Raw genomic sequence first — 18,806 nt, forward strand, 5'->3', positions numbered from 1 at the left:
GTCTCCGGGCGTCGCCCTGCAAGGACGCGCCAACTTCGCTACGATTCCCGATTGGCCTTGCTTCGTCCCGCTTGTTCCCGTCACGCGGCGCACCGGACCCCGCGCGCCGCCACACACAAAATACTATGCCCACGCCGCCTCATGCCATCGGTTTTACGCTGGACCCGCTCGATCGCCTGTCGGAGAAGCGCGACGACGAGCGTTTCGTCGCCGGTCTGCGCGACGATCCGTCGACCCGCTTTCTGCTGTTCGTGAACAACGTGCCGCTCTTCAAGCGCGCGAACGGGCACGATCCCCTGTTCAGCGCGCAGGAAGCCGCGACGCTCGGCGCGCCTTTGCAGACCGTGTTTCTCGGCCGCGATACGCAGAATCGCGCACTCTTCGCAAGTTCGTTCGATGACGGCGCGCCGCCGCCCCCGGAAGTCGAAGCCATCGAACTTCGCCCGATCGCGATGCAGGGCCTCGTGCCGCCGCCGATGGTCAGCGCGCTCGGCGAAGCACGCTCGATGCTCGACTGGCATCGTCGTCACCGGTTCTGCGCGAACTGCGGCCAGCCGACCGATTCCGCGGGCGCGGGTTGGCGGCGCATCTGTCCGAATTGCAAGGCGCAGCATTTTCCGCGCGTCGATCCGGTCGTGATCATGCTCGTCACCGACGGCGAACGGTGCCTTCTCGGCCGCCAGCCGCAGTTTCTGCCGGGGATGTATTCGGCGCTGGCGGGCTTCATCGAGCCGGGTGAGACGTTCGAGCACGCGGTGTATCGCGAAGTGCTGGAGGAAGCGGGCATTCGCTGCACGGACGTGCGTTACTACGCGTCGCAGCCGTGGCCGTTTCCGTCGTCGCTGATGATCGGGTGTTTCGCGCGCGCGGCGAGTACGGAGATCGTCGTCGACAGGAACGAGCTGGAAGACGCGCGCTGGTTCACGCGCCAGGAAGTCGCCGCGATGCTCGACGGCACGCACGAACAGGTGCTTTCGGCGCCGAAGCCGTTCGCGATCGCGCATCATTTGCTGAAGGCATTTGCGCAGGGCGAGCTGGACTGAGGCGCGCGATCGGCAATCAGTGCAAAATCCGAAGCTGTGCCGCGCCGGCGCGTGGCCGCATTCCTCAGACACCGGGTGAACGACATGAACATGAAAGGCGGCGTCCATATCTGGCTGATCCGGCATGGCGAGACGGAATGGAGCAAATCGGGCCAGCATACCGGCACGACCAACGTGCCGCTCACCGATGACGGCCGCAAACAGGCGGCCGCGCTCGTGCCGATTCTCGCGGCTCAGACGTTCGATCTGGTGCTGACCAGTCCGATGGACCGCGCGATCGAGACCTGCCGCCTCGCGGGCCTGGGCGATCGCGCGCAGATCGAGCCTAAGTTGCACGAGTGGAATTACGGAGTTTTCGAAGGGCGCAAGACGGCGGACATCCGCAAGGAGATTCCGGACTGGTCGGTGTGGACGTCGCCGATTCCCGAGGGCGAGAGTCTCGCCGATGTCGGCAAGCGCGCGCAGGCGCTCATCGACAAGCTGCTCGCGACGGGGGCGACGAATATCGCGCTCTTTTCGCATGCGCATTTTTCGCGGGTGTTCGGCGCGCAATGGGCGACGGGGGCGGCGTCGCTCGGGGCCCATCTGGCGATGGATACGGCTGCGATGAGCGTGCTCGGGTTCGAGCGCGATGTGCGCGCGATCATCAAGTGGAATCTTTTGCCTTGACGGGTGCCAGGAAACCAGCAACCCAAGCGCCGCCGGGAGTCACTCACTCCCGCTCGCTCCGCCACTGCCTATACGCGGCCAGCGTCTCCTCACTAGGCGGATACGTCCCGCGCAGCACCGCGCCCCCTTCCACCCGCGCCGACAGAAACTCCTCCATCACCTCCTGCTCGGTCGCATCCCGCGCGACTTCCTCGGCCAGATAGCGCGGCACGATCACGACCCCATCCACATCGCCGACGACGATATCGCCCGGATACACCGCCACGCCGCCGCACGCGATCGGCACATCCATATCGACCGCATGATGCTTCGCGAGATTGAGCGGCGCGCTCGCGCCCGCGCAAAAGAGCGGCAGGCCGATATCGCCGATCGTGCCCGAATCGCGCACGCAGCCATCCGACACCATGCCAGCGACACCGCGAATCTTCAGCCGCGTGGTCAGAATCGAGCCCGTCGACGCAACGCTGCGCTCGCCGCGGCAATCCTGCACGAGCACGCTGCCGGGCGGCGCGGTCTCGACGGCCTTGCGCTGCGGATGATCCGGGTCCTGAAACACGCCGACATGATCGATATCCTCGCGCGCCGGAATATTGCGCAGCGTGAACGCCGGCCCAACCATGTTCGGCGCGCCCTTCGCGGGCTTCACGAGCGGCGCGACGCCTTGCAGAAAAACGTTGCGCAAACCGCGCTTGAAAAGCTGTGTCGTGAGCGTCGCGGTGCTGACGTGGCGCAGCAGTTCGATGGTCTCGTCGGAAATGGCGATATCGGTTGTCGTCATGTTGTCGCGTCTCAGTGAATGTCCGGTTCGCCGCCCGTCGCGGTTCTCTCTTCGAGAAAATCGAAATCGCAGCCCTTGTCCGCCTGCGTCACATGCAGTTGATGCATCACGCCGAAACCGCGTTCGAACGGACGCTTCGGCGCTTTCCACGCGCGCTTGCGCGCGGCAAGCTCATCGTCGCCGACATCGAGATGCAGGCGGCGCGCGGGCACATCCAGTTCGACGATATCGCCATCCTTCACCAGCGCGAGCGGCCCGCCGACGAACGACTCCGGCGCCACATGCAGCACGCATGCGCCATAGCTCGTGCCGCTCATGCGCGCATCGGAAATGCGGACCATGTCGCGCACGCCCTGCTTCAGCAGCTTTTGCGGAATCGGCAACTGGCCCCACTCCGGCATGCCCGGCGCGCCCACCGGCCCCGCGTGCTGAAGCACGATCACCGAATCGGCGTCGATGTCGAGCGCGTCGTCGTCGATGCGCGCGGCCATGTCGGCGTAATCCCTGAACACGACCGCGCGGCCGCGATGTTTCAGCAGATGCGCTTCCATCGCCGCGGGTTTGATCACGGCGCCATCGGGCGCGAGGTTGCCGGTGAGCACCGCGAGGCCGTCGTTCGGAACCAGGGGATTGTCGCGACGGCGAATTACGTCGTCGTCGAAAATTTCGGCAGCCGCGATGTTCTCGCCGAGCGTCGCGCCATTGACGGTTAGTTGCGAGCCATCGATCAAATCGCCCAGTTCGGCGAGCAGCGCGCGCAGGCCGCCCGCGTAGAAGAAGTCTTCCATCAGATACTTGCCGGCCGGGCGGATATTGCCGAGCACCGGCGTCACGCGCGCCAGTTCGTCGAAGCGCGCGGTCGTGAGCGGCACGCCCGCGCGCCGCGCGACCGCCACCAGATGCACGATCGCGTTGGTCGAGCCGGACAGCGCGAGCACGGTCGTCACCGCGTTGTCGAAGGACTTCGGCGTGAGAATGTCGGACGGCTTCAGGTCCGTCCACACCATCTCGACGATGCGCTGTCCCGTCAGCGACGCATGCTGCGCGTGCCGCGAGTCCACCGCCGGAATCGACGCGAAGCCCGGCAGCGTCAGGCCGAGCGCTTCGGCGGCGCTCGTCATCGTCGATGCGGTGCCCATCGTCATGCAATGGCCCGGCGAGCGCGCGATGCCGCTTTCCACGCCCTTCCACTCGTCCTCGCTGATCTTGCCCGCGCGCAGTTCCGCCCAGTATTTCCAGGTATCCGAGCCGCTGCCGAGCGTGCGGCCGTTCCAGTCGCCGCGCAGCATCGGTCCGGCGGGCAGATAGATCGCGGGCAGATCCATGCTGATCGCGCCCATCAGAAGACCGGGCGTGGTCTTGTCGCAGCCGCCCATCAGCACGCAGCCATCGAACGGATACGAGCGCAGCACTTCCTCGACTTCCATCGCGAGGAAATTGCGGTAGAGCATGGTCGTCGGCTTCTGGAACGGTTCGGCGAGCGTCATCACCGGCATTTCGACAGGAAAGCCGCCCGCCTGCCAGACGCCGCGCTTCACTTCCTCGACACGCTGTTTGAAATGCGTGTGGCACGAGTTGATCTCGCTCCACGTATTGACCACGGCGATCACCGGCTTGCCCATGTAATCGGACGGGTGATAGCCCATCTGCGCCGTGCGCGAGCGATGGCCGAACGAGCGCAGGTCGTTCACGCCGTACCAGCGGTGACTGCGGAGTTCCTCCGGCTTCTTGCGATTCGAAGTCAAACAACCTCTCCTTGATGGTTGCGCTACCATGCGACGAAAAATGGTATCGGCGTGATCGGCGAGCGTCGCTTGGGGTTTGTCCGGGGAATTCGCTATTTGATGGTGAGATGCACCGAGGCGATCAGTTCCGAAAGCCCGAGCCACAGAATCTGCACGCCGATGCAGAAGATGACGAACGCGAAGAGGCGCATCGCGACCTGCGTGCCGGCGGTGCCGAGCAGACGTTCCAGATGCCCGGCGAAGCGCACGCACACATAGATGCTCGCGCACAGGATCACCAGTCCGACGCCCACGCCGGCGATATGCACCGGCTGCACGCCGTGGCGCGGCGAGCCGGTGCCGAGCGCGATGGCGACCGCGATCGCGCCCGGTCCGACGGTGATCGGCAGCGTCAGCGGGTAGAACGCCTTCGCGCGCAGCGACGCGCCGCTGCGCGGCCGGGGCGCGGTTTCAACGGCGTCGTCGTCATCGGGCGCCTGCAGCAAACCCCATCCCGCCATCGCGACGACCAGGCCGCCCGCCACGCGCAGCACCGGAATCGAGATGCCGAAGAACGACAGCACGTACGCGCCGATCGAAAGCGACGCCAGCAGAATCGCGAAACTGTTGATGCAGATGCGCCGCGCGAGCTCCGCGCGATCGTCATCGCCGATATGCGGCAGCATGCTCAGCACGACGAGCGCCGTCGCGGGCGGATTGATGATCGGGAACAATCCGGCGACGATCACGAGAACCGTCCGGGCGAATTCGTTGAGCATGCGCGTTTTTGTCCGTTCGTAGGCGTGCTGCAAGCCCGGACATTGTGCACGCTAACTGGACGAACGTGCGTGGATTTGCTACGCGATTCAGGCGAACGGCTGCGTGAGAATCAACGCGCATTCGGTGAGAAACGAGCCGAGCCCGACGCCGATCAGCACGCGCGCGACATAGGTCCACACGCGGCGATCGACATTGCCCGAGCAGCGCCACGCGAGCATGCACCACAGCAGATACAGCGCCGAGCAGACGGCGAATACGCCCAGCATGCCGGGCCAGAACCAGACAGTGAGCAGCAGAAATGTTTCGGGAGCGACACCTCTCGTCCAGAGGTCGAGGTACACGAACCACCATGCGAGGTGGATCGGCACGCCCAACAGCCACCAGACTTTCCAGAAGCGTTCTTCTCCGCGCCAGGCCTTGCGAAACATGCGTTGCGATGCAGTGGAAGGAGGCACGCATTCTACTCCACGCATGGCCTACACCGAGAGGCTACGGCGCTTCGCCTCCATGCGCGTGATGAGCCGCTGCAGCACGTTTTCCGCCGCGCCGGAGAGTCGCACGAAGCGAAAGCCGACGACATAGCGCACGTCGCCGCGCGGCGTGGTCACCGTGCGCGGCGACAGCAATTCCAGATCGACGGGCAAGGCCGCGCCCGCACCGAGATGCAGCACGACATCGCTGAACATGGTGCCGATCTCCGTTTCCGCGAGACGCGGCGTGTCCATACGCAGCGCGATGCCGCCGAGCGACAGATCGTGCACTTCGTAGCGGAACGCTTCGCCATCGGCGAATGCGCCTTTCGCGTAGAACGGATCGAGGATCGGCGCCGGCACGCGGAAATATTCGCGTCGCTGGAACTGATAGAGCTTCGCGGGAAACTCGGCTTCGAACGCCTGTCGCCCTTCATGAGTCACGGCGAGCGCCGCGCCCGTGGTGAACTCGACGCGCACGCCGTCCGGCGCGCCCTTGAAATACAACTGTCGCGCGTCCAGCAACGCGCGATTGTCCGATTCCACGCCGCCCCAGTCGAACACGATGCGCGCGCCGCGCACGTCGACCTCCAGCAATTGCGTGACGATCTGCCCGCGCGCGCTCGTCACGGTCAGCATGTCGCGGCGCTGCGCGAGACTGCGCAGACAGATGGAAATCTCGGATGGCGTATGGCGCGCGAAGCGTTCGTGATCTTCGGCGAATTTCTCGATGTCGGATGCGTGCGGCAACGGTGCGGCGAGCATGATGGTCCAATCTAGTTATCAGTTTGGGACAGCGAACGGCGGCTACCTGTTGACGCATATGTTGCACGAAAAGAACGCGGTTCAGTACGTCAGTAACAACTAGATTTTCACGGTAATTCAGCGTTTTGCAGAGCAGCAAAACGTTTTCTCTTACGTATTGCTTTCGAAAACGGCGAAGGCCGGGCACGATCGCCCGGCCTTCGTCCGCATCTACCTGAGCGGATCAGGCGAGCGCGTCGAGTTCGCTCGCGAGCGCGCGGCGTCTGATCGGCGCGAGCGCCGCGCCGAGGCGTTCGCCCTGCGCCTCGGTGATCACGCTCCCGAGAATCTCGCCGAAGCGCGGCTCGTCGACGCCCGAGATGATGTACTGCCAGCGATACGCATCGACCAGCGCCGCATGCACGTGCGCCTCTTCGTCATCCGACAACGCGCGGTCGAGCAGCGTGACGAAGTAATGTGCATCGGCGGCGGCTTGCGCCTGCATCATGCCGTCGATCGCGGCGACGAGGTCGATCAGATCGCCGATCGCGACATCGCGCGCGGCGTCGTCGATGCGCGCATCCTCGCGCAGCCACTCCAGTTCGTCGATGATCGCGTGCTGCGACTCTTCCTTCCAGTGAAACAGGAAGATGTCCTTGAAGAGCGGCGAAAGCGTCGCGTCGCTCTCCATGCTCTGCCGGTAATGCACCTGTGTGACGATCTCGACGCAACAGGTCAGCGCGAGAATCGACCAGGTGGATTTGCCGAGCACGAACGCGGCGACTTCGTCGGCCTGCGAGACGAAGCGGTAGCCGGGCGGCAGCGCGAGCGCCGCGAGCGCCTCGACGCGGCGGAACAGTTCCTGATGCTTCAGCTCCTCATCGGTGAAACGGACGATCGCTTCGAGCGCGGTCTGGTCGCCGAGCGCGTGATCGCGTCCGACTTCCAGCATCTTCGCGCCGACGAAGCGCTCGATCATGCCGAACATGTTGGCGTAGGTGCGGCCCTGGATCTGCGACATCAGGCGGCGTTCGCGCGTATCGAGAAACGGCAGGCGGTTCACTTCGGACAGCCCGTCGGGCATGAACTTGTGCGCGGGATCGAATTGACGGCCGCGCAATACGTCGCGATCGATGTCCCAGCGGATGCGGCGGGACACTTCGATGCACTTCGCATAGCGTTGATGCGGGCTGACCTTGGCGGACTCGTGTTGAACAGCTTTCATGTGCGAACTCCGGGATGACTCTGCGTCGATGATTGCGATGAAATGGCGCCATGTAGAGCGGCGCGCTGCGTCGAACAGGTCGGCGTAGGGTCATGCGTCGCGTCACCGTTCTGCGAATCATTCTCGGCAAAGGCGCGTTTGCGCACATGAGGCGCATGTCCCGGTTGCGTACCGGGAGACTGGGTTTTGTCGGCGGGAAAGCGGGACCTGTGTCCCGACGGGCTTGGGCAGACTCAGGCGGAGGCGTCGAAGCCCGCGCGGCGCGCGAGCACGATCGCCTGCGCGCGGTTCTCGACTTCGAGCTTCGAGAAAATGCTGGTGATGTGATTGCGCACGGTCTTTTCGCTGAGCGCGAGGCGCGCGGCGATCTGCGCGTTGTCGCGCCCGCCCGCGAGCAATTCGACGATATCGCGCTCGCGCGGCGTCAACGCGGAAAACACGGGATCGCTCACTTGCGCCGAGGGCAGGAACGCGCGCACTTCCTCGCACCAGCGCGGCCAGGCAGCGTCGAATTCGAGCGTGAGATGGTTTTCGCTTTCCAGCGGCACGAAGCGCGCGCCGGGAATCTGCCCCGCCAGCAGACGGCTTTCGTCGAAGGGCACGCGCGCGTCGCCGCTCGCGTGCAGCACGAGCGTCGGGCATTGCACGCGCGGCAGCAGGTCGACCACGTCGATCTCGTTGAACACGCGCATGATGCGCGCGGCGTTGCGCGGCGTCGTCGTGAGCCGTTCTAGCTCGTTGAACCAGTGATGCTGCTGCGGCGTGCCGCCGGGGATGAACTGCGTCGTAAAGAACTGACGAAACGCCGGATTGTGCTTGCCCCAGCCGAGTTCCGCGAGCTTCACGAGCATTTCGGCTTCCTCGTGCAGCGCCGGATCGCACGTTCGTTTCAAACGGCCGCGCGCGTAGCCGCCGTGCAGCACGAGATGCGTGACGCGCTCGGGATGCGCCACCGCATACGCGATGGCGATCGACGCGCCCTGCGATATCCCGAGCAGCGGGAAACGCGCCAAGCCGCTCGCATCGACGACGGTTTCGAGATCGCGCAGCCAGGCGTCGAAGGAAATATCGCCGACATCGTGGTCGGAGAGACCGCAGCCGCGCTGATCGTAGCGAATCAGCGTGTGGCGGCTGCACAGTTCGCGCATCAGATGGCTCCAGACCGGGCTCGTGAAGTCCAGTTCCAGATGACTGAGCCAGTTCGCCGCCTTGATGAGCGGCGGGCCCGAACCGCACGTCGCATACGCGATGCGCACGCCGTCGCTCGCCGTGCAGAGGCGGATCTGCTGCCGTGTTGTGGGCGCGCGCGTCGACATCGGAGTGATGTGTAAGTAGGGACTACGTACAGAGGCGATGCCCGCGCGGCAGCCCCGCGCGAACGCGTTTCATGCTCGCGCGTAAACGATCAGAAAGTCAAGGACGGCGCGCACCGCGCATCTGGCTCGTCAGGTCGCCGTGATGCATCAGGAGCGCGCGCAGCGACGGCCACATATGCATGTAATGCACCATGAAGCTGTCGCGGTTCTGAAGCTGGTATGGCGTGTTGATCGTCATGCAGTCGAAGAGATCGTGGTCCTCTGCCAGACCGTGCCGTTGCAGCACCTTGATGAACACGTCCTGATCGCCGCCGCTCGCATAGGTGGACGATTTATCCGCGATCCCGCCGATCGTCTGCTCGATCTCCGTCAGCAGATCGCGATTCTGCTGCGTATTGCGAAAGCCCAGGATGCCTGAATTGAACTGCCAGCTCATGTCCGTCGCTATCACGCGGTCGCGATGCTGCAACAGCGGTTCGAGCGGCTGTCCCTGATCGACGACGAGCACGTCCGCATCGATCCAGAAAATCCACTCGTGCTCGGGCAGATGGCGCAGCAACACCCACGGCTTCAGCCAGTTGCCGCTTGCGTCCGGGCCTGCTTCCGGCGGCACCTCGCGATAAAGATGCAGCGCATAGCCGTGGCGCTCGCAATAACGGCGCAGATTGCGCTCGGCGATTGCACCGTACTCGCGGATGTTCGGCGTATAGAGCATCGCGAGTGCGATGGGTGCGTGGCCGTTCAACGCTTCGCAGGGCGCTTCGCCGGCTTCCGGTGGCGGCAGCGTGAGATACGGCGCGCCGCGCGCCTGGCAATCGTTGACGTGTTCCGCGAGCAGATCGCGCAGGTCGGCGAACACGGGCTGGTTGTGCGGCGCGTCCGGCAGATCCGCGAGCGCGAGCGCGAATGCGGGCCATTCAGCCCAAACCGGATGGACGTGCAGCGCGGCAAGCACGACGGGCACGTATCCTTCGATCATCGAGTTGTAGGGCTGTGGCTCCAGTCCGCGCAGTAAGTCGGCTTCGCTCGCAAGCGCCCCGCCGAACTTAGCGCCCGCGCAGAGGCGCTCGACGCGTTCGCGCGTGGCGGGCGTATTGCGCCAGAGCTGGAACGACGCCATCACATCATCGGCTGCGCTGTCGCGGTACGTGACGATCCAGTCGCGGCTTTCGTCGCGCATCAACGTCTCGCACGGGACGTCGCGCAACAGCATGCAGTCCTGCGTGAGCAGCAGTACGAGATCGCCTTCGGCGCAAGCGCGCAGCGTACGCAACAACACCTGGTACTTCTGAAACAGGCGCAGATGCGGCCAGCCGATCGAGCTCACATCGACATATTCGTGCGCGTAGGAACGCCGCGCGCAGTAGCGGCGATGATTCTCGAACGACGCGCGAGCGTTGTCGTCGGCGAAAAAACTGATGACGTGGGTCGTCATGGCGATGCTCCGTGATGCCGTGTGTCGGGCATTTTGTCCCGTCACTCGGCGCGCGAGCAAGCGCACGCACAGTTTGTTTCATCCTGGTTCACGCGGGCCGCGATCGTTGCACGCAACGACATTCGCAACCGGATTTCAGCGTTTCGCGCGCAGCGGCAATGTCGAGATAAACTGATCGATCGCCGCGATGAGCACCGCGCGGCGCACGCCGTCCTGCGCCTGAATCGACAAACCCGCGAACAGCGTCATGCACAGCGCGGCGAGCGCCTGAACGTCCGTGCGCGCGTCGAACTCGCCATTTTCGACGCCTTGCGCGAGCCGCGCCGCGACGATCGACGCCACCTTGCGCCTGCGCTTTTGCATCTCGGCGCGCAACTGCGCGTGCTCGGCGCCGACGGACATCGCGCCCAGAAAGATCATGCAGCCGCGCGGATTCTGCGTGCCGGTGAACAGCTCGACGCTCGCGCGGAACATTGCGCGCAGCCCGTCGCGCACGGATTCATGCGCCTGCAACTGACGCAGCGCCGCGCCGCCTTCGGCGTCCGTATAAAGCTCGACCGCCTCGCGGTACAGATCCTCCTTGCTGCCGAACGCGGCGTAGAGGCTCGGCGAATTGATGCCCATCGCGTCGACGAGATCGGCCATCGAGCAGGTGTCGAAGCCCTTGGCCCAGAACACGTCCATCGCGCTTCGCAGCGCCGCCTCGCGATCGAACGCGCGCGGCCGCCCGCGCGCCTTGTGCTGCGTCTCTCGTATTTCCGACGACATGTCTCGCTCCTCGTGCGTGCCTGCGATTAGTGCGCGCACTGAAATTCAGAATTATGTGTCGATCGTAACAAAATAACTGGACGCTGTCGCGGGACAATGTTCAAATATGTGTATCGATCGCTACATAAATCCCGGAACCTTCTTAGGAGTGTCGTCATGAAATCGACTTTGTCCGCGCTTGCAGCCGCGTTGCTGCTGATGAGCCCGCTCGTTTCATTCGCGCAAACCACGGCGACGGCGGCCTCGCCCGCGCCGTATTCGGTGTTCGTCGATCAGCCCACCGGCTTCACCTTCGTGAAGATGCCGTCGGGATGGAAGTTCGTCGGCGCGGTGTCGCAGGAAGAAGCGCAGCATGTGCCGGCCAGCGTGCTGACCTCGGTGCTGCCCGCCGATTCGGCGCGTGCGATCGACACCGCATCGGTCAGGTAAGCTTCACGCGCAGGCAATCGACACACGATCGGGCGCGTTCGCGCGCTCCGCGCAGATTGCATCGACGACATATTGCGCATCGCGCGCAACGCCCGAGAAACGGCCCGATCCCCACGTGTGCAACCACGGCAGGCCGATGAAATAGAGCCCCGGCACCGCCGTCACGCCGCGCAAGTGCGCCGGGTGTCCGCGCCCGTTGAAGACCGGCGCGTCGAGCCAGCCAAAATCCGGCGTGAAGCCGATGCACCACACCACTGATCCGATCCCGCTCGCCTCCAGATCAAGCTCGATACGTTCGCCATCCGGTTGCCACAGCGGCTCGTAACGCGCGGCCGGCGGCGCATCCATGCCGTGCTTCGCGATGAATCCGTCGATGCTCGCGTTGATGCGGTTATAGGTATCGTCGGCATCGTCGAGATTCGCGCGCAGATTCGGTGCGAAACGCAGCTTGCCGTCGCGAAAGTCTTCCAGACGGCCGAACAGTTCCATGCCTTCCAGCGCGAAGCGGCGCAAGTCGATATCGCGTCCGCCGTCGCGGCCCGTGACGTAGTGATTGGTGTTGTCGCGCACGCCTTCGCGCAACGGATGATCGGTCACGGGCATGTCGTAGTAGCGCATGTCCGCGAGCCAGTCGACCACATCGCGTCCGCGATAGAAACGCGCGCAACGCGGCGCTTCGCCCACCGCGAGATGCACCTTGCGGCCCGCCAGATGCAGATCCTCCGCGATCTGCGCGCCCGACTGGCCCGAACCGACGACCAGCACCGCGCCCGGCGGCAACGCATCCGCATTGCGATAGTCCGACGACTGCACCTGCGCGATCTGCACGGGCAAGCGTTCGGCCATGCGCGGCACGATCGGCGTGTGATAGCCGCCCGACGCAACCACGATCCGATCGGCCGTGAACTCGCCGCGCGTGCTTGCCACGATGTAACGTCCATCCGCGCCGCGCCTGACGCGCGTGACCGCCGCATCTTCGAGCACGGGCGCATTCACCTTCCCGATGAAGCCATCGAGATACGCGATGATCTCGTCCTTCTTCATGAAACCGTGCGGATCCGCGCCGGAATACGGATGCCCCGGCAACGCGCACTGCCAGTTGGGCGTCACGAGGCAGAACGTGTCCCAGCGTTGCGTGCGCCACGTATGCGTGAGCGTGTGCTTTTCGAGCACGAGATGATCGATGTTCGCCCGCTGCAGAAAGTGACTGACCGACAGCCCCGCCTGCCCGCCACCGACGACGATCACGCTGTAATGCGTTGCTTGAACGTTCGACATATCCGCATCCTCTCCCACAGATGAATGAATCAATCGAGCGCGAGCACGGTGACGCGCGCGTCGTGCGTTGCGATGAAGCGGCGCGCGTCTTCTTCGATGCGCGCGAGCTGATCGAGCGCGGCGGAGCAGGCGAAACCGTACTTTTCGCGCACGCGTTCCGAGCCGATGTTGAGCGCCTCGCGCGAGCGCGCGACGAACTCGCCGACGCCGTAGCTCTCGCCCGCCGTGAAGAACTCGCCGACGACAGTCGATGGCGAATAGCAATTCGCCTCGATGCCATCGGGCCAGCGAATTCGAAAGTGCATGACTGGCATGATCGCGTTTCCTTTATGCGTCGAGCGCGTCGTCGAGAAAGCCGGAGAATGGCCTGATCCGCTTACCGTTCAGCGCGCACATATGAACGGCTCATCGTGCAGATTCCACAGCAACGCACGCTCCGAACCACGTTCGACGACGACCTCGCACGACGCATCCACTTCGCCGATCACCGCACATGCAAGCGAACGCGATGCAAACCTCGCGCATACTTCATCGACATGTTCGCGACGCACGGACAGCACGAAACCGAAGCTCGGAAACGCCGTGAGCCAGCGTTCGATATCGACATCGGCAGGACGCGGCAGTGCGTCGATATCGATGCGCGCGCCCACCGCCGAGCATTCGAGCAGCATCAACGCCGTGCCGAGCGCGCCGGCCATGCTGATGTCCTTGGCGGCATCGCACAGACCGTCTTCGGCCAGCGCGGGCAGCAGTTCGAAATCCCCGCGGGCGCGGCCCTCGGGCGCGCCCACCGACGCGTTCCAGAACGGATACGGCTCTTCGAACTTGCCGCGCAGATCGACGGTCATGACGAGCGCATCGCCGGCACGCGCATCGAAGCTCGTCAGAAGCTTGCGCGCCCAGCCGACGATCGCGACCGCGAGTTGCGCACCATCGCTGCGCACGTTGCTGTGTCCGCCGACGATCGGCACGCCATACGCCGCCGATGCCGCCGCCATGCCCGCGAGCACGTCGCGTGCGTCTTGCGCATTGCCGCTCCACAACGCATCGACGACGGCGATGGGACGGCCGCCCATCGCGTAGATATCGCTGACGTTGACCATCACGCCGCTATAGCCCGCGAACCACGGCATCGTGCGAACGAAGTCGCTCACGAGACCTTCGATCGCGAACAGCATGTAGCTGTCGCCATCGGGAATCGCCGCGCAATCGTCGCCTATCGCGACGCTCTGCGCACCTTGCGGCAAGCGTGAAAGCACCTGCGAGATATCGCGCTTGTGACGAAAGCCGCGACTCTCGCGCAAGCGTTCGACCAGTTCGGTGAGCGCGCTCACGACACCCTCCGCGACAGCGCGACGAAACCGCTTTGCGGCGTGACGCAGGGCGGATACGCATCGAGTTGCGCACGCATCAGATGATGCGGCCGGCCGAACAGCGTTTCCTCGCGAAGCGATGTCCAGTTCAAGCGCTGAAAGAGCGCCACGTTCTGCGCCTGAACGTGCGCGAGAAACGTCTCGCAACTTTGCGCATGCGCGCTCGACACCGCAAGCCGGATGAGCGTCGCACCGATCTTCGCGTGCGAGCGAAATGCCGCATGCACCGCGAGCCGCGAGCCGAACCACACGCCCGGCTCGTTCTCGTGGATACGCACCGTGCCGACGACCTGCTCGGGCATGCCCGCGACGCAACTCAACGCGACGAGCAGTTGCGCGCGCGCGTCGATCTCGTCGCGATCATCGCCGGCGAACACGCCCTGCTCGATGCAGAACACCGCGCGCCTCAACTTGTACGCTTCATCGGCTTCCCACGGCAGCGTCGCCCATTTCACGCGATATTCGACCGGTATGTAATCGAGCGCGAGCGCATCGCCCTCAATGGCATCGACGAACATGTTCACACCTCGTACGATGAAAGCGACGAACACGCGCCGCATTTGCCGCAGCCCGCCTTGATGTCGGCGGAACGCATGCCGGCATCGGCCAGCATCGCACCGATGGGCGCGAGCACCGCGCGCATGAAATCGGGCGCGGGCGCGGGATGATCTTCGAGCGGCGTGCCGCTGATCGGCACGAAGGGCACGACGAACGGATACACACCGATGGCGATGCATTCGCGCGCGATCTGCACGATGGCCGCCGCGCTGTCGCCCAGACCCGCGAGGATGTACGTGCTCACCTGCCCACGCCCGAACACGTTCACCGCCGCTTCGAACGCTTCCATGTAGCGCGCGACGGGCACCGTCGCCTTGCCCGGCATGATGCGTTCACGCACGGCGGGCGTCACGGCTTCGAGATGCATGCCGAGCGTATCGATACCGCTTGCCTTAATGCGCTCGAACCAGCGATCGTCGTCGGGCGGCTCGCATTGCGCCTGGATCGGCAGATTCACGGCGGCCTTGATCGCGAACGCGCTCTCGCAGAGGATCCGCGCGCCGCGATCGGGCGTGGGCGGCGTGCCGGTCGTGAGGACCATGTGCTTCACGCCGTCGAGCAACACGGCCATGCGCGCCACTTCCGCGAGCTGCTCGGGCGTCTTGCGCGCGATCGTGCGCCCCGCCGCGAGCGACTGACCGATCGCGCAGAACTTGCACGACTTGCGGCGGCTTTCGTAGCGGATGCAGGTTTGCAGGACCGTCGTCGCGAGTACGTCCGCGCCGTGCAGCGTCGCGATGTGCGAATACGGCACGCCGTCGAGTGTCTGCATCGCATAGAAGCGCGGCGCCTTCGGAAAGCTGATGTTGGCGATCGGAATGGCGTCGCGCATGAGCGCGCTGTTGCCGTTCGCATCCGGTTGCCCGGCGACGAATGGCGAATCCCAGGCCGTGCTCGTGTGCACGGGCACCATGATCGTCACGCCATCGACGGTGACCGCCTTGTGATCCGACGGACCCGCGCCACCGCGCCGGCTCGCTACGCCCGCGCGCGGATCGACGAGCCGCAGGCCGGTCGACTGAAGCTCAGTCATCAATTGCCGGCTCGACGCCGGCAGGTTCTCTCTCGCGCTCATCGTCGTGGGTGTCCTTGAAAGAAGTGACGGGCGATGCGGGACGGTCGTTGATCGCAAGACTCAGCAACTCGGGACGCGCGTAGTGGCCGACCGAATCCATCATGCGTTTGCGCTTCGTGATGAGCGACATGTCCAGATCCGCGATGACCATGCCCTCGCCCTCGCGCAACGGCTCGGCGAGATGCTGGCCTTCGGGCGACACGATCGCCGTGTTGCAGCCGCCGCGCAACGCGCGCTGAAGATTCGGATCGGGCGTGATGGCTTCGATCTGCGCATCGGTGAGCCATCCCGTCGCGTTGACGACGAAGCAGCCCGACTCCAGCGCGTGGTGGCGGATCGTCACCTCGATCTGCTCCGCGAAGATCGGCCCGACCAGCGAGCCGGGAAACTGGCTGCAATGAATCTCTTCGTGCTGCGTCATCAGCGCATAGCGCGCGAGCGGGTTGTAGTGCTCCCAGCACGCGAGCGCGCCCACGCGTCCGACGCCGGTCTCGACGACCTTCAAACCGGCCGCGTCGCCTTGTCCCCAGATCATGCGTTCATGAAACGTCGGCGTGATCTTGCGGCGTTTGAGCAGCAGCTTGCCGTCCATATCGAAGACGAGTTGCGTGTTGTAGAGGCTGCCGTGATCGCGCTCGTTCACGCCGAGCACGACGACCATGTTCGCGAGCCGCGCGCGTTCCGCGACCGCCTGCGTGACCGGCCCCGGCACGACCACCGCCTGCTCGTAGAGCTTCATGTGATCCGCGCCCGATGCGACCGGCGCGCGGACGAACGAGAAGTACGGGTAATACGGCACGAAGGTTTCGGGGAACACGATCAGTTGCACGCCTTGCGCCGCGGCTTCATCGATCGCCGTGCACACGCGGTCGAGCGTGCCGCCCGCATGTTCGAAGTCCGGCGCGATCTGCACCGCCGCCGCGCGGACGATGCGTTTGGTCGAGGGCGTCGCGGCCATGATCGTCACACGGTCCACGTGTGGATGATGAGCGCGTTCTCCTTGCGATGAAGCAACTGGAGATCGAGCACGTCGAGCGGGTTGATCGGCCGGATGCCTTCGATCAGCGATGCCTCGCCGTGTCCGTACAGCGCCTGCAACGCGAAGCGGCATGCGTAGACCTTGCCGCCTTCGGCCATGAACTTCTGCAGTTGCTTGTTGAAGTTGAGATGGCCGGGAAAGGCTTCGTCGCCGAGCGTCGGAAAGCCGCGTTGCAGGCCGAGCGTCACGCCGGGGCCGTAGAGCAGGACCGATGTATCGAAGCCCTTGCGTTGCAGGCGCGTCGCCTGCAGCAGATTCACGAAGCCGATCGAGCCTTCGAACGCCACCGTATGAAACGTGACGAGCGCTTTCTCGCCGGGCTCGGCCTTCACGTCCTCGAAGACTTTTTCTTCGTAGTCGACCAGATAATCGCCGTTCTTGTGAAGCGGTTGACTGACTGCGGGCATGGCATTCTCCGTGATTGTCGAGTGATGGCGAGCGCTCAAACGCAACGGATATGCCAATGATTGGCCCGCGAAATGCAATCACTTTGCGATCAAGCAAAACGAATTTGCGCGAGCGACGCGAAAATTTTCTGGCTGCGGCTTGACTGGCGAGCTTTCGCGACATCGCGCAGACGCGCTGCGCGAACCGGACACGCACGCTTTCAGCGCAAAGGCGCGTGTGCATGGTGCGCGGCACACCGAAGCCGTGCATCGATGCGATCAATGCAATCAAGTGCGATTCCACGGGGTATCGGACGATGAATCAGCCGGCGCATCACTGGATCAGAAAGCTCGAAGAGAGCAGAAAGCCCGCGTATCTGACGATTCCCGACCTGATCGAGGAAGACCTCGCGAGCGGGCGGTTGCGGCCGCGCGATCGCCTGCCGGGTTTGCGCGATCTCGCCGATCTGCTGTGCCTGAACTACACGACGGTCGCGCGCGCCTATGCGGAAGCACGCAAGCGCGGCCTGCTCGATGCGCGCGCGGGCAGCGGCACCTTCGTGCGCGGCAAAACGCAGACGTTGCCGCTCGCGGGCGGCAGCAGCGTCGAGATGTCGATGAACATGCCGCCGGAACCGACCGCGCTCGCGTCGCGCCTGCGTGAATCGGCGGCGGCGCTGATGCGTGGCGCGGACCCGTATCAGTTGCTGCGCTATCAGGATTTCGGCGGCACGGCGGCGGATCGCGCGGCGGGACGCGACTGGCTTCGCGCGCGCGTGCCGGATTGCGATGCCGATACCGTGCTCGTGTGTCCGGGCATTCACGGCGCGCTCGTGGCGCTGGTGTCGCAGCTTGCGCGGCCCGGCGAGATGATCTGCCTCGACTCGCTTGCCTATCCCGGCATCAAGGCGATCGCGTCGCAACTGGGCGTGCGGTTGCAGGCGTTGCCGCGCGATGATGACGGCCCTTTGCCGCATGCATTCGAGGCGTTGTGCAAGTCGGAGAAGCCGGGCGGGTTCTATTGCAATCCGACTTTGCAGAATCCGGGCACCCTGACCTTGACGCGACAGCGACGCGAAGCCCTTGCCGATGTGGCGTTGCGCTACAACGTGCCGATCATCGAGGACGAGCCTTACGGGATGTTGCCGCCCGATGCGCCGCCGGCATTGGCGACGCTTGCGCCCGAGCTGACGTATCACGTCACGGGCTTATCGAAGACGCTCGGCGCGGGTTTGCGGATCGGGTATCTGAAGGCGCCGACGCCGCGGCAGACGCAGCGTATCGCGGGCGCACTGCGGGCGACGACGGTCATGCCTAGCCCGTTCACCGTGCTGCTCGCGACGCACTGGATCAACGACGGCACCGCCGACGACGTGCTTTGCGCGATTCGCGATGAAGCTTCGGCGAGGCAGGCGATCGCGGCGGTCGAACTTGGCGAGTTTGCCTTCGATGCCGATCCGCATGGATTTCATCTGTGGCTTCCGGTGCCGCCGATGTGCGACTGGAGTGCTTCCGAACTCGCGTTGCAGTTGCGCAATCAAGGCATCGGTGCGGTGGCCGGGGCGGCGTTTTCCACTGATGGCAATCCGCCGAATGCGCTGCGCTTGTGTCTTGGCGGGCCGCAGGGGCGGGAGGATTGCCGGGAGGCCGTAAAGCGAGTGGCGGATATGCTCGCGGACCCGCATCATTTGCATATGGCGATGTTTTGAGCGGAGA

20 protein-coding genes are annotated in these 18,806 nt (G+C 64.7%); 4 read left to right on the forward strand and 16 right to left on the reverse strand.

Features of this window, described 5'->3' with window-relative positions:
- Positions 1-125 precede the first annotated feature (125 nt).
- Positions 126-1,043: an NAD(+) diphosphatase gene (gene nudC / locus AWB80_RS23820; RefSeq protein WP_061177119.1), complete on the forward strand. Its 918-nt coding sequence runs from the start codon at positions 126-128 to the stop codon at positions 1,041-1,043.
- A gap of 84 nt (positions 1,044-1,127) precedes the next feature.
- On the forward strand, positions 1,128-1,712 hold the full coding sequence (locus AWB80_RS23825; RefSeq protein ID WP_061177120.1) for a histidine phosphatase family protein: 585 nt from the start codon (positions 1,128-1,130) through the stop codon (positions 1,710-1,712).
- Positions 1,713-1,755: 43 nt separating this feature from the next.
- On the opposite strand, the gene AWB80_RS23830 is transcribed toward AWB80_RS23825, so the two are convergent.
- The 9 genes from AWB80_RS23830 to AWB80_RS23870 form a co-directional block, all read right to left on the reverse strand.
- Complete coding sequence (locus AWB80_RS23830) at positions 1,756-2,490, reverse strand: ribonuclease activity regulator RraA (RefSeq protein WP_061177121.1); 735 nt, start codon at positions 2,488-2,490, stop codon at positions 1,756-1,758.
- 11 nt (positions 2,491-2,501) lie between these two features.
- Positions 2,502-4,235, reverse strand: coding sequence for an L-arabinonate dehydratase (gene araD, locus AWB80_RS23835; protein ID WP_244206693.1), 1,734 nt, complete (start codon positions 4,233-4,235; stop codon positions 2,502-2,504).
- Between the two features lie 92 nt (positions 4,236-4,327).
- Complete coding sequence (locus tag AWB80_RS23840; RefSeq protein WP_061177195.1) at positions 4,328-4,993, reverse strand: MarC family protein; 666 nt, start codon at positions 4,991-4,993, stop codon at positions 4,328-4,330.
- 87 nt (positions 4,994-5,080) lie between these two features.
- Positions 5,081-5,449: a hypothetical protein gene (locus AWB80_RS23845; RefSeq protein WP_244206695.1), complete on the reverse strand. Its 369-nt coding sequence runs from the start codon at positions 5,447-5,449 to the stop codon at positions 5,081-5,083.
- A 21-nt stretch (positions 5,450-5,470) separates the two neighbouring features.
- Positions 5,471-6,229, reverse strand: a complete 759-nt coding sequence (locus tag AWB80_RS23850; protein WP_061177124.1) for a flagellar brake protein — start codon at positions 6,227-6,229, stop codon at positions 5,471-5,473.
- Positions 6,230-6,452: 223 nt separating this feature from the next.
- The gene (locus AWB80_RS23855; RefSeq protein WP_061177125.1) at positions 6,453-7,433 is read right to left on the reverse strand and encodes a hypothetical protein; all 981 of its coding nucleotides are present in this window, start codon (positions 7,431-7,433) and stop codon (positions 6,453-6,455) included.
- A gap of 233 nt (positions 7,434-7,666) precedes the next feature.
- On the reverse strand, positions 7,667-8,749 hold the full coding sequence (locus AWB80_RS23860) for an alpha/beta fold hydrolase (protein WP_061177126.1): 1,083 nt from the start codon (positions 8,747-8,749) through the stop codon (positions 7,667-7,669).
- Between the two features lie 97 nt (positions 8,750-8,846).
- The gene (locus AWB80_RS23865) at positions 8,847-10,184 is read right to left on the reverse strand and encodes a hypothetical protein (RefSeq protein ID WP_061177127.1); all 1,338 of its coding nucleotides are present in this window, start codon (positions 10,182-10,184) and stop codon (positions 8,847-8,849) included.
- A 135-nt stretch (positions 10,185-10,319) separates the two neighbouring features.
- Positions 10,320-10,952: a TetR/AcrR family transcriptional regulator gene (locus tag AWB80_RS23870; RefSeq protein ID WP_061177128.1), complete on the reverse strand. Its 633-nt coding sequence runs from the start codon at positions 10,950-10,952 to the stop codon at positions 10,320-10,322.
- Between the two features lie 156 nt (positions 10,953-11,108).
- On the opposite strand from AWB80_RS23870, the gene AWB80_RS23875 reads away from it, so the two are divergent.
- A complete protein-coding gene (locus AWB80_RS23875; protein ID WP_061177129.1) occupies positions 11,109-11,381 on the forward strand; it encodes a hypothetical protein in 273 nt (90 codons plus the stop codon).
- 3 nt (positions 11,382-11,384) lie between these two features.
- On the opposite strand, the gene AWB80_RS23880 is transcribed toward AWB80_RS23875, so the two are convergent.
- From AWB80_RS23880 to AWB80_RS23910, 7 genes are all read right to left on the reverse strand, one after another.
- On the reverse strand, positions 11,385-12,659 hold the full coding sequence (locus AWB80_RS23880; RefSeq protein WP_061177130.1) for an MSMEG_0569 family flavin-dependent oxidoreductase: 1,275 nt from the start codon (positions 12,657-12,659) through the stop codon (positions 11,385-11,387).
- A gap of 29 nt (positions 12,660-12,688) precedes the next feature.
- A complete protein-coding gene (locus AWB80_RS23885) occupies positions 12,689-12,973 on the reverse strand; it encodes an MSMEG_0570 family nitrogen starvation response protein (RefSeq protein ID WP_061177131.1) in 285 nt (94 codons plus the stop codon).
- 69 nt (positions 12,974-13,042) lie between these two features.
- On the reverse strand, positions 13,043-13,993 hold the full coding sequence (locus AWB80_RS23890; RefSeq protein WP_061177132.1) for a sll0787 family AIR synthase-like protein: 951 nt from the start codon (positions 13,991-13,993) through the stop codon (positions 13,043-13,045).
- Complete coding sequence (locus AWB80_RS23895; RefSeq protein WP_061177133.1) at positions 13,990-14,550, reverse strand: MSMEG_0567/Sll0786 family nitrogen starvation N-acetyltransferase; 561 nt, start codon at positions 14,548-14,550, stop codon at positions 13,990-13,992. Before AWB80_RS23895 ends, AWB80_RS23890 begins: the two co-directional genes overlap by 4 nt.
- Positions 14,551-14,552: 2 nt before the next feature.
- On the reverse strand, positions 14,553-15,623 hold the full coding sequence (locus AWB80_RS23900; protein ID WP_061177134.1) for an MSMEG_0568 family radical SAM protein: 1,071 nt from the start codon (positions 15,621-15,623) through the stop codon (positions 14,553-14,555).
- Positions 15,616-16,623 carry a Nit6803 family nitrilase gene (locus tag AWB80_RS23905; RefSeq protein ID WP_061177196.1) on the reverse strand — a complete coding sequence of 336 codons (1,008 nt, stop codon included), beginning with the start codon at positions 16,621-16,623 and terminating at the stop codon, positions 15,616-15,618. The genes AWB80_RS23900 and AWB80_RS23905 overlap by 8 nt, the downstream gene beginning before the upstream one ends.
- Before the next feature lie 5 nt (positions 16,624-16,628).
- Positions 16,629-17,111 carry an MSMEG_0572/Sll0783 family nitrogen starvation response protein gene (locus AWB80_RS23910; protein WP_061177135.1) on the reverse strand — a complete coding sequence of 161 codons (483 nt, stop codon included), beginning with the start codon at positions 17,109-17,111 and terminating at the stop codon, positions 16,629-16,631.
- 296 nt (positions 17,112-17,407) lie between these two features.
- On the opposite strand from AWB80_RS23910, the gene AWB80_RS23915 reads away from it, so the two are divergent.
- Complete coding sequence (locus tag AWB80_RS23915; RefSeq protein ID WP_061177197.1) at positions 17,408-18,799, forward strand: aminotransferase-like domain-containing protein; 1,392 nt, start codon at positions 17,408-17,410, stop codon at positions 18,797-18,799.
- Positions 18,800-18,806 lie beyond the last annotated feature (7 nt).

The organism is Caballeronia pedi, assembly GCF_001544915.2.
In the GTDB taxonomy this organism is placed as follows: domain Bacteria; phylum Pseudomonadota; class Gammaproteobacteria; order Burkholderiales; family Burkholderiaceae; genus Caballeronia; species Caballeronia pedi.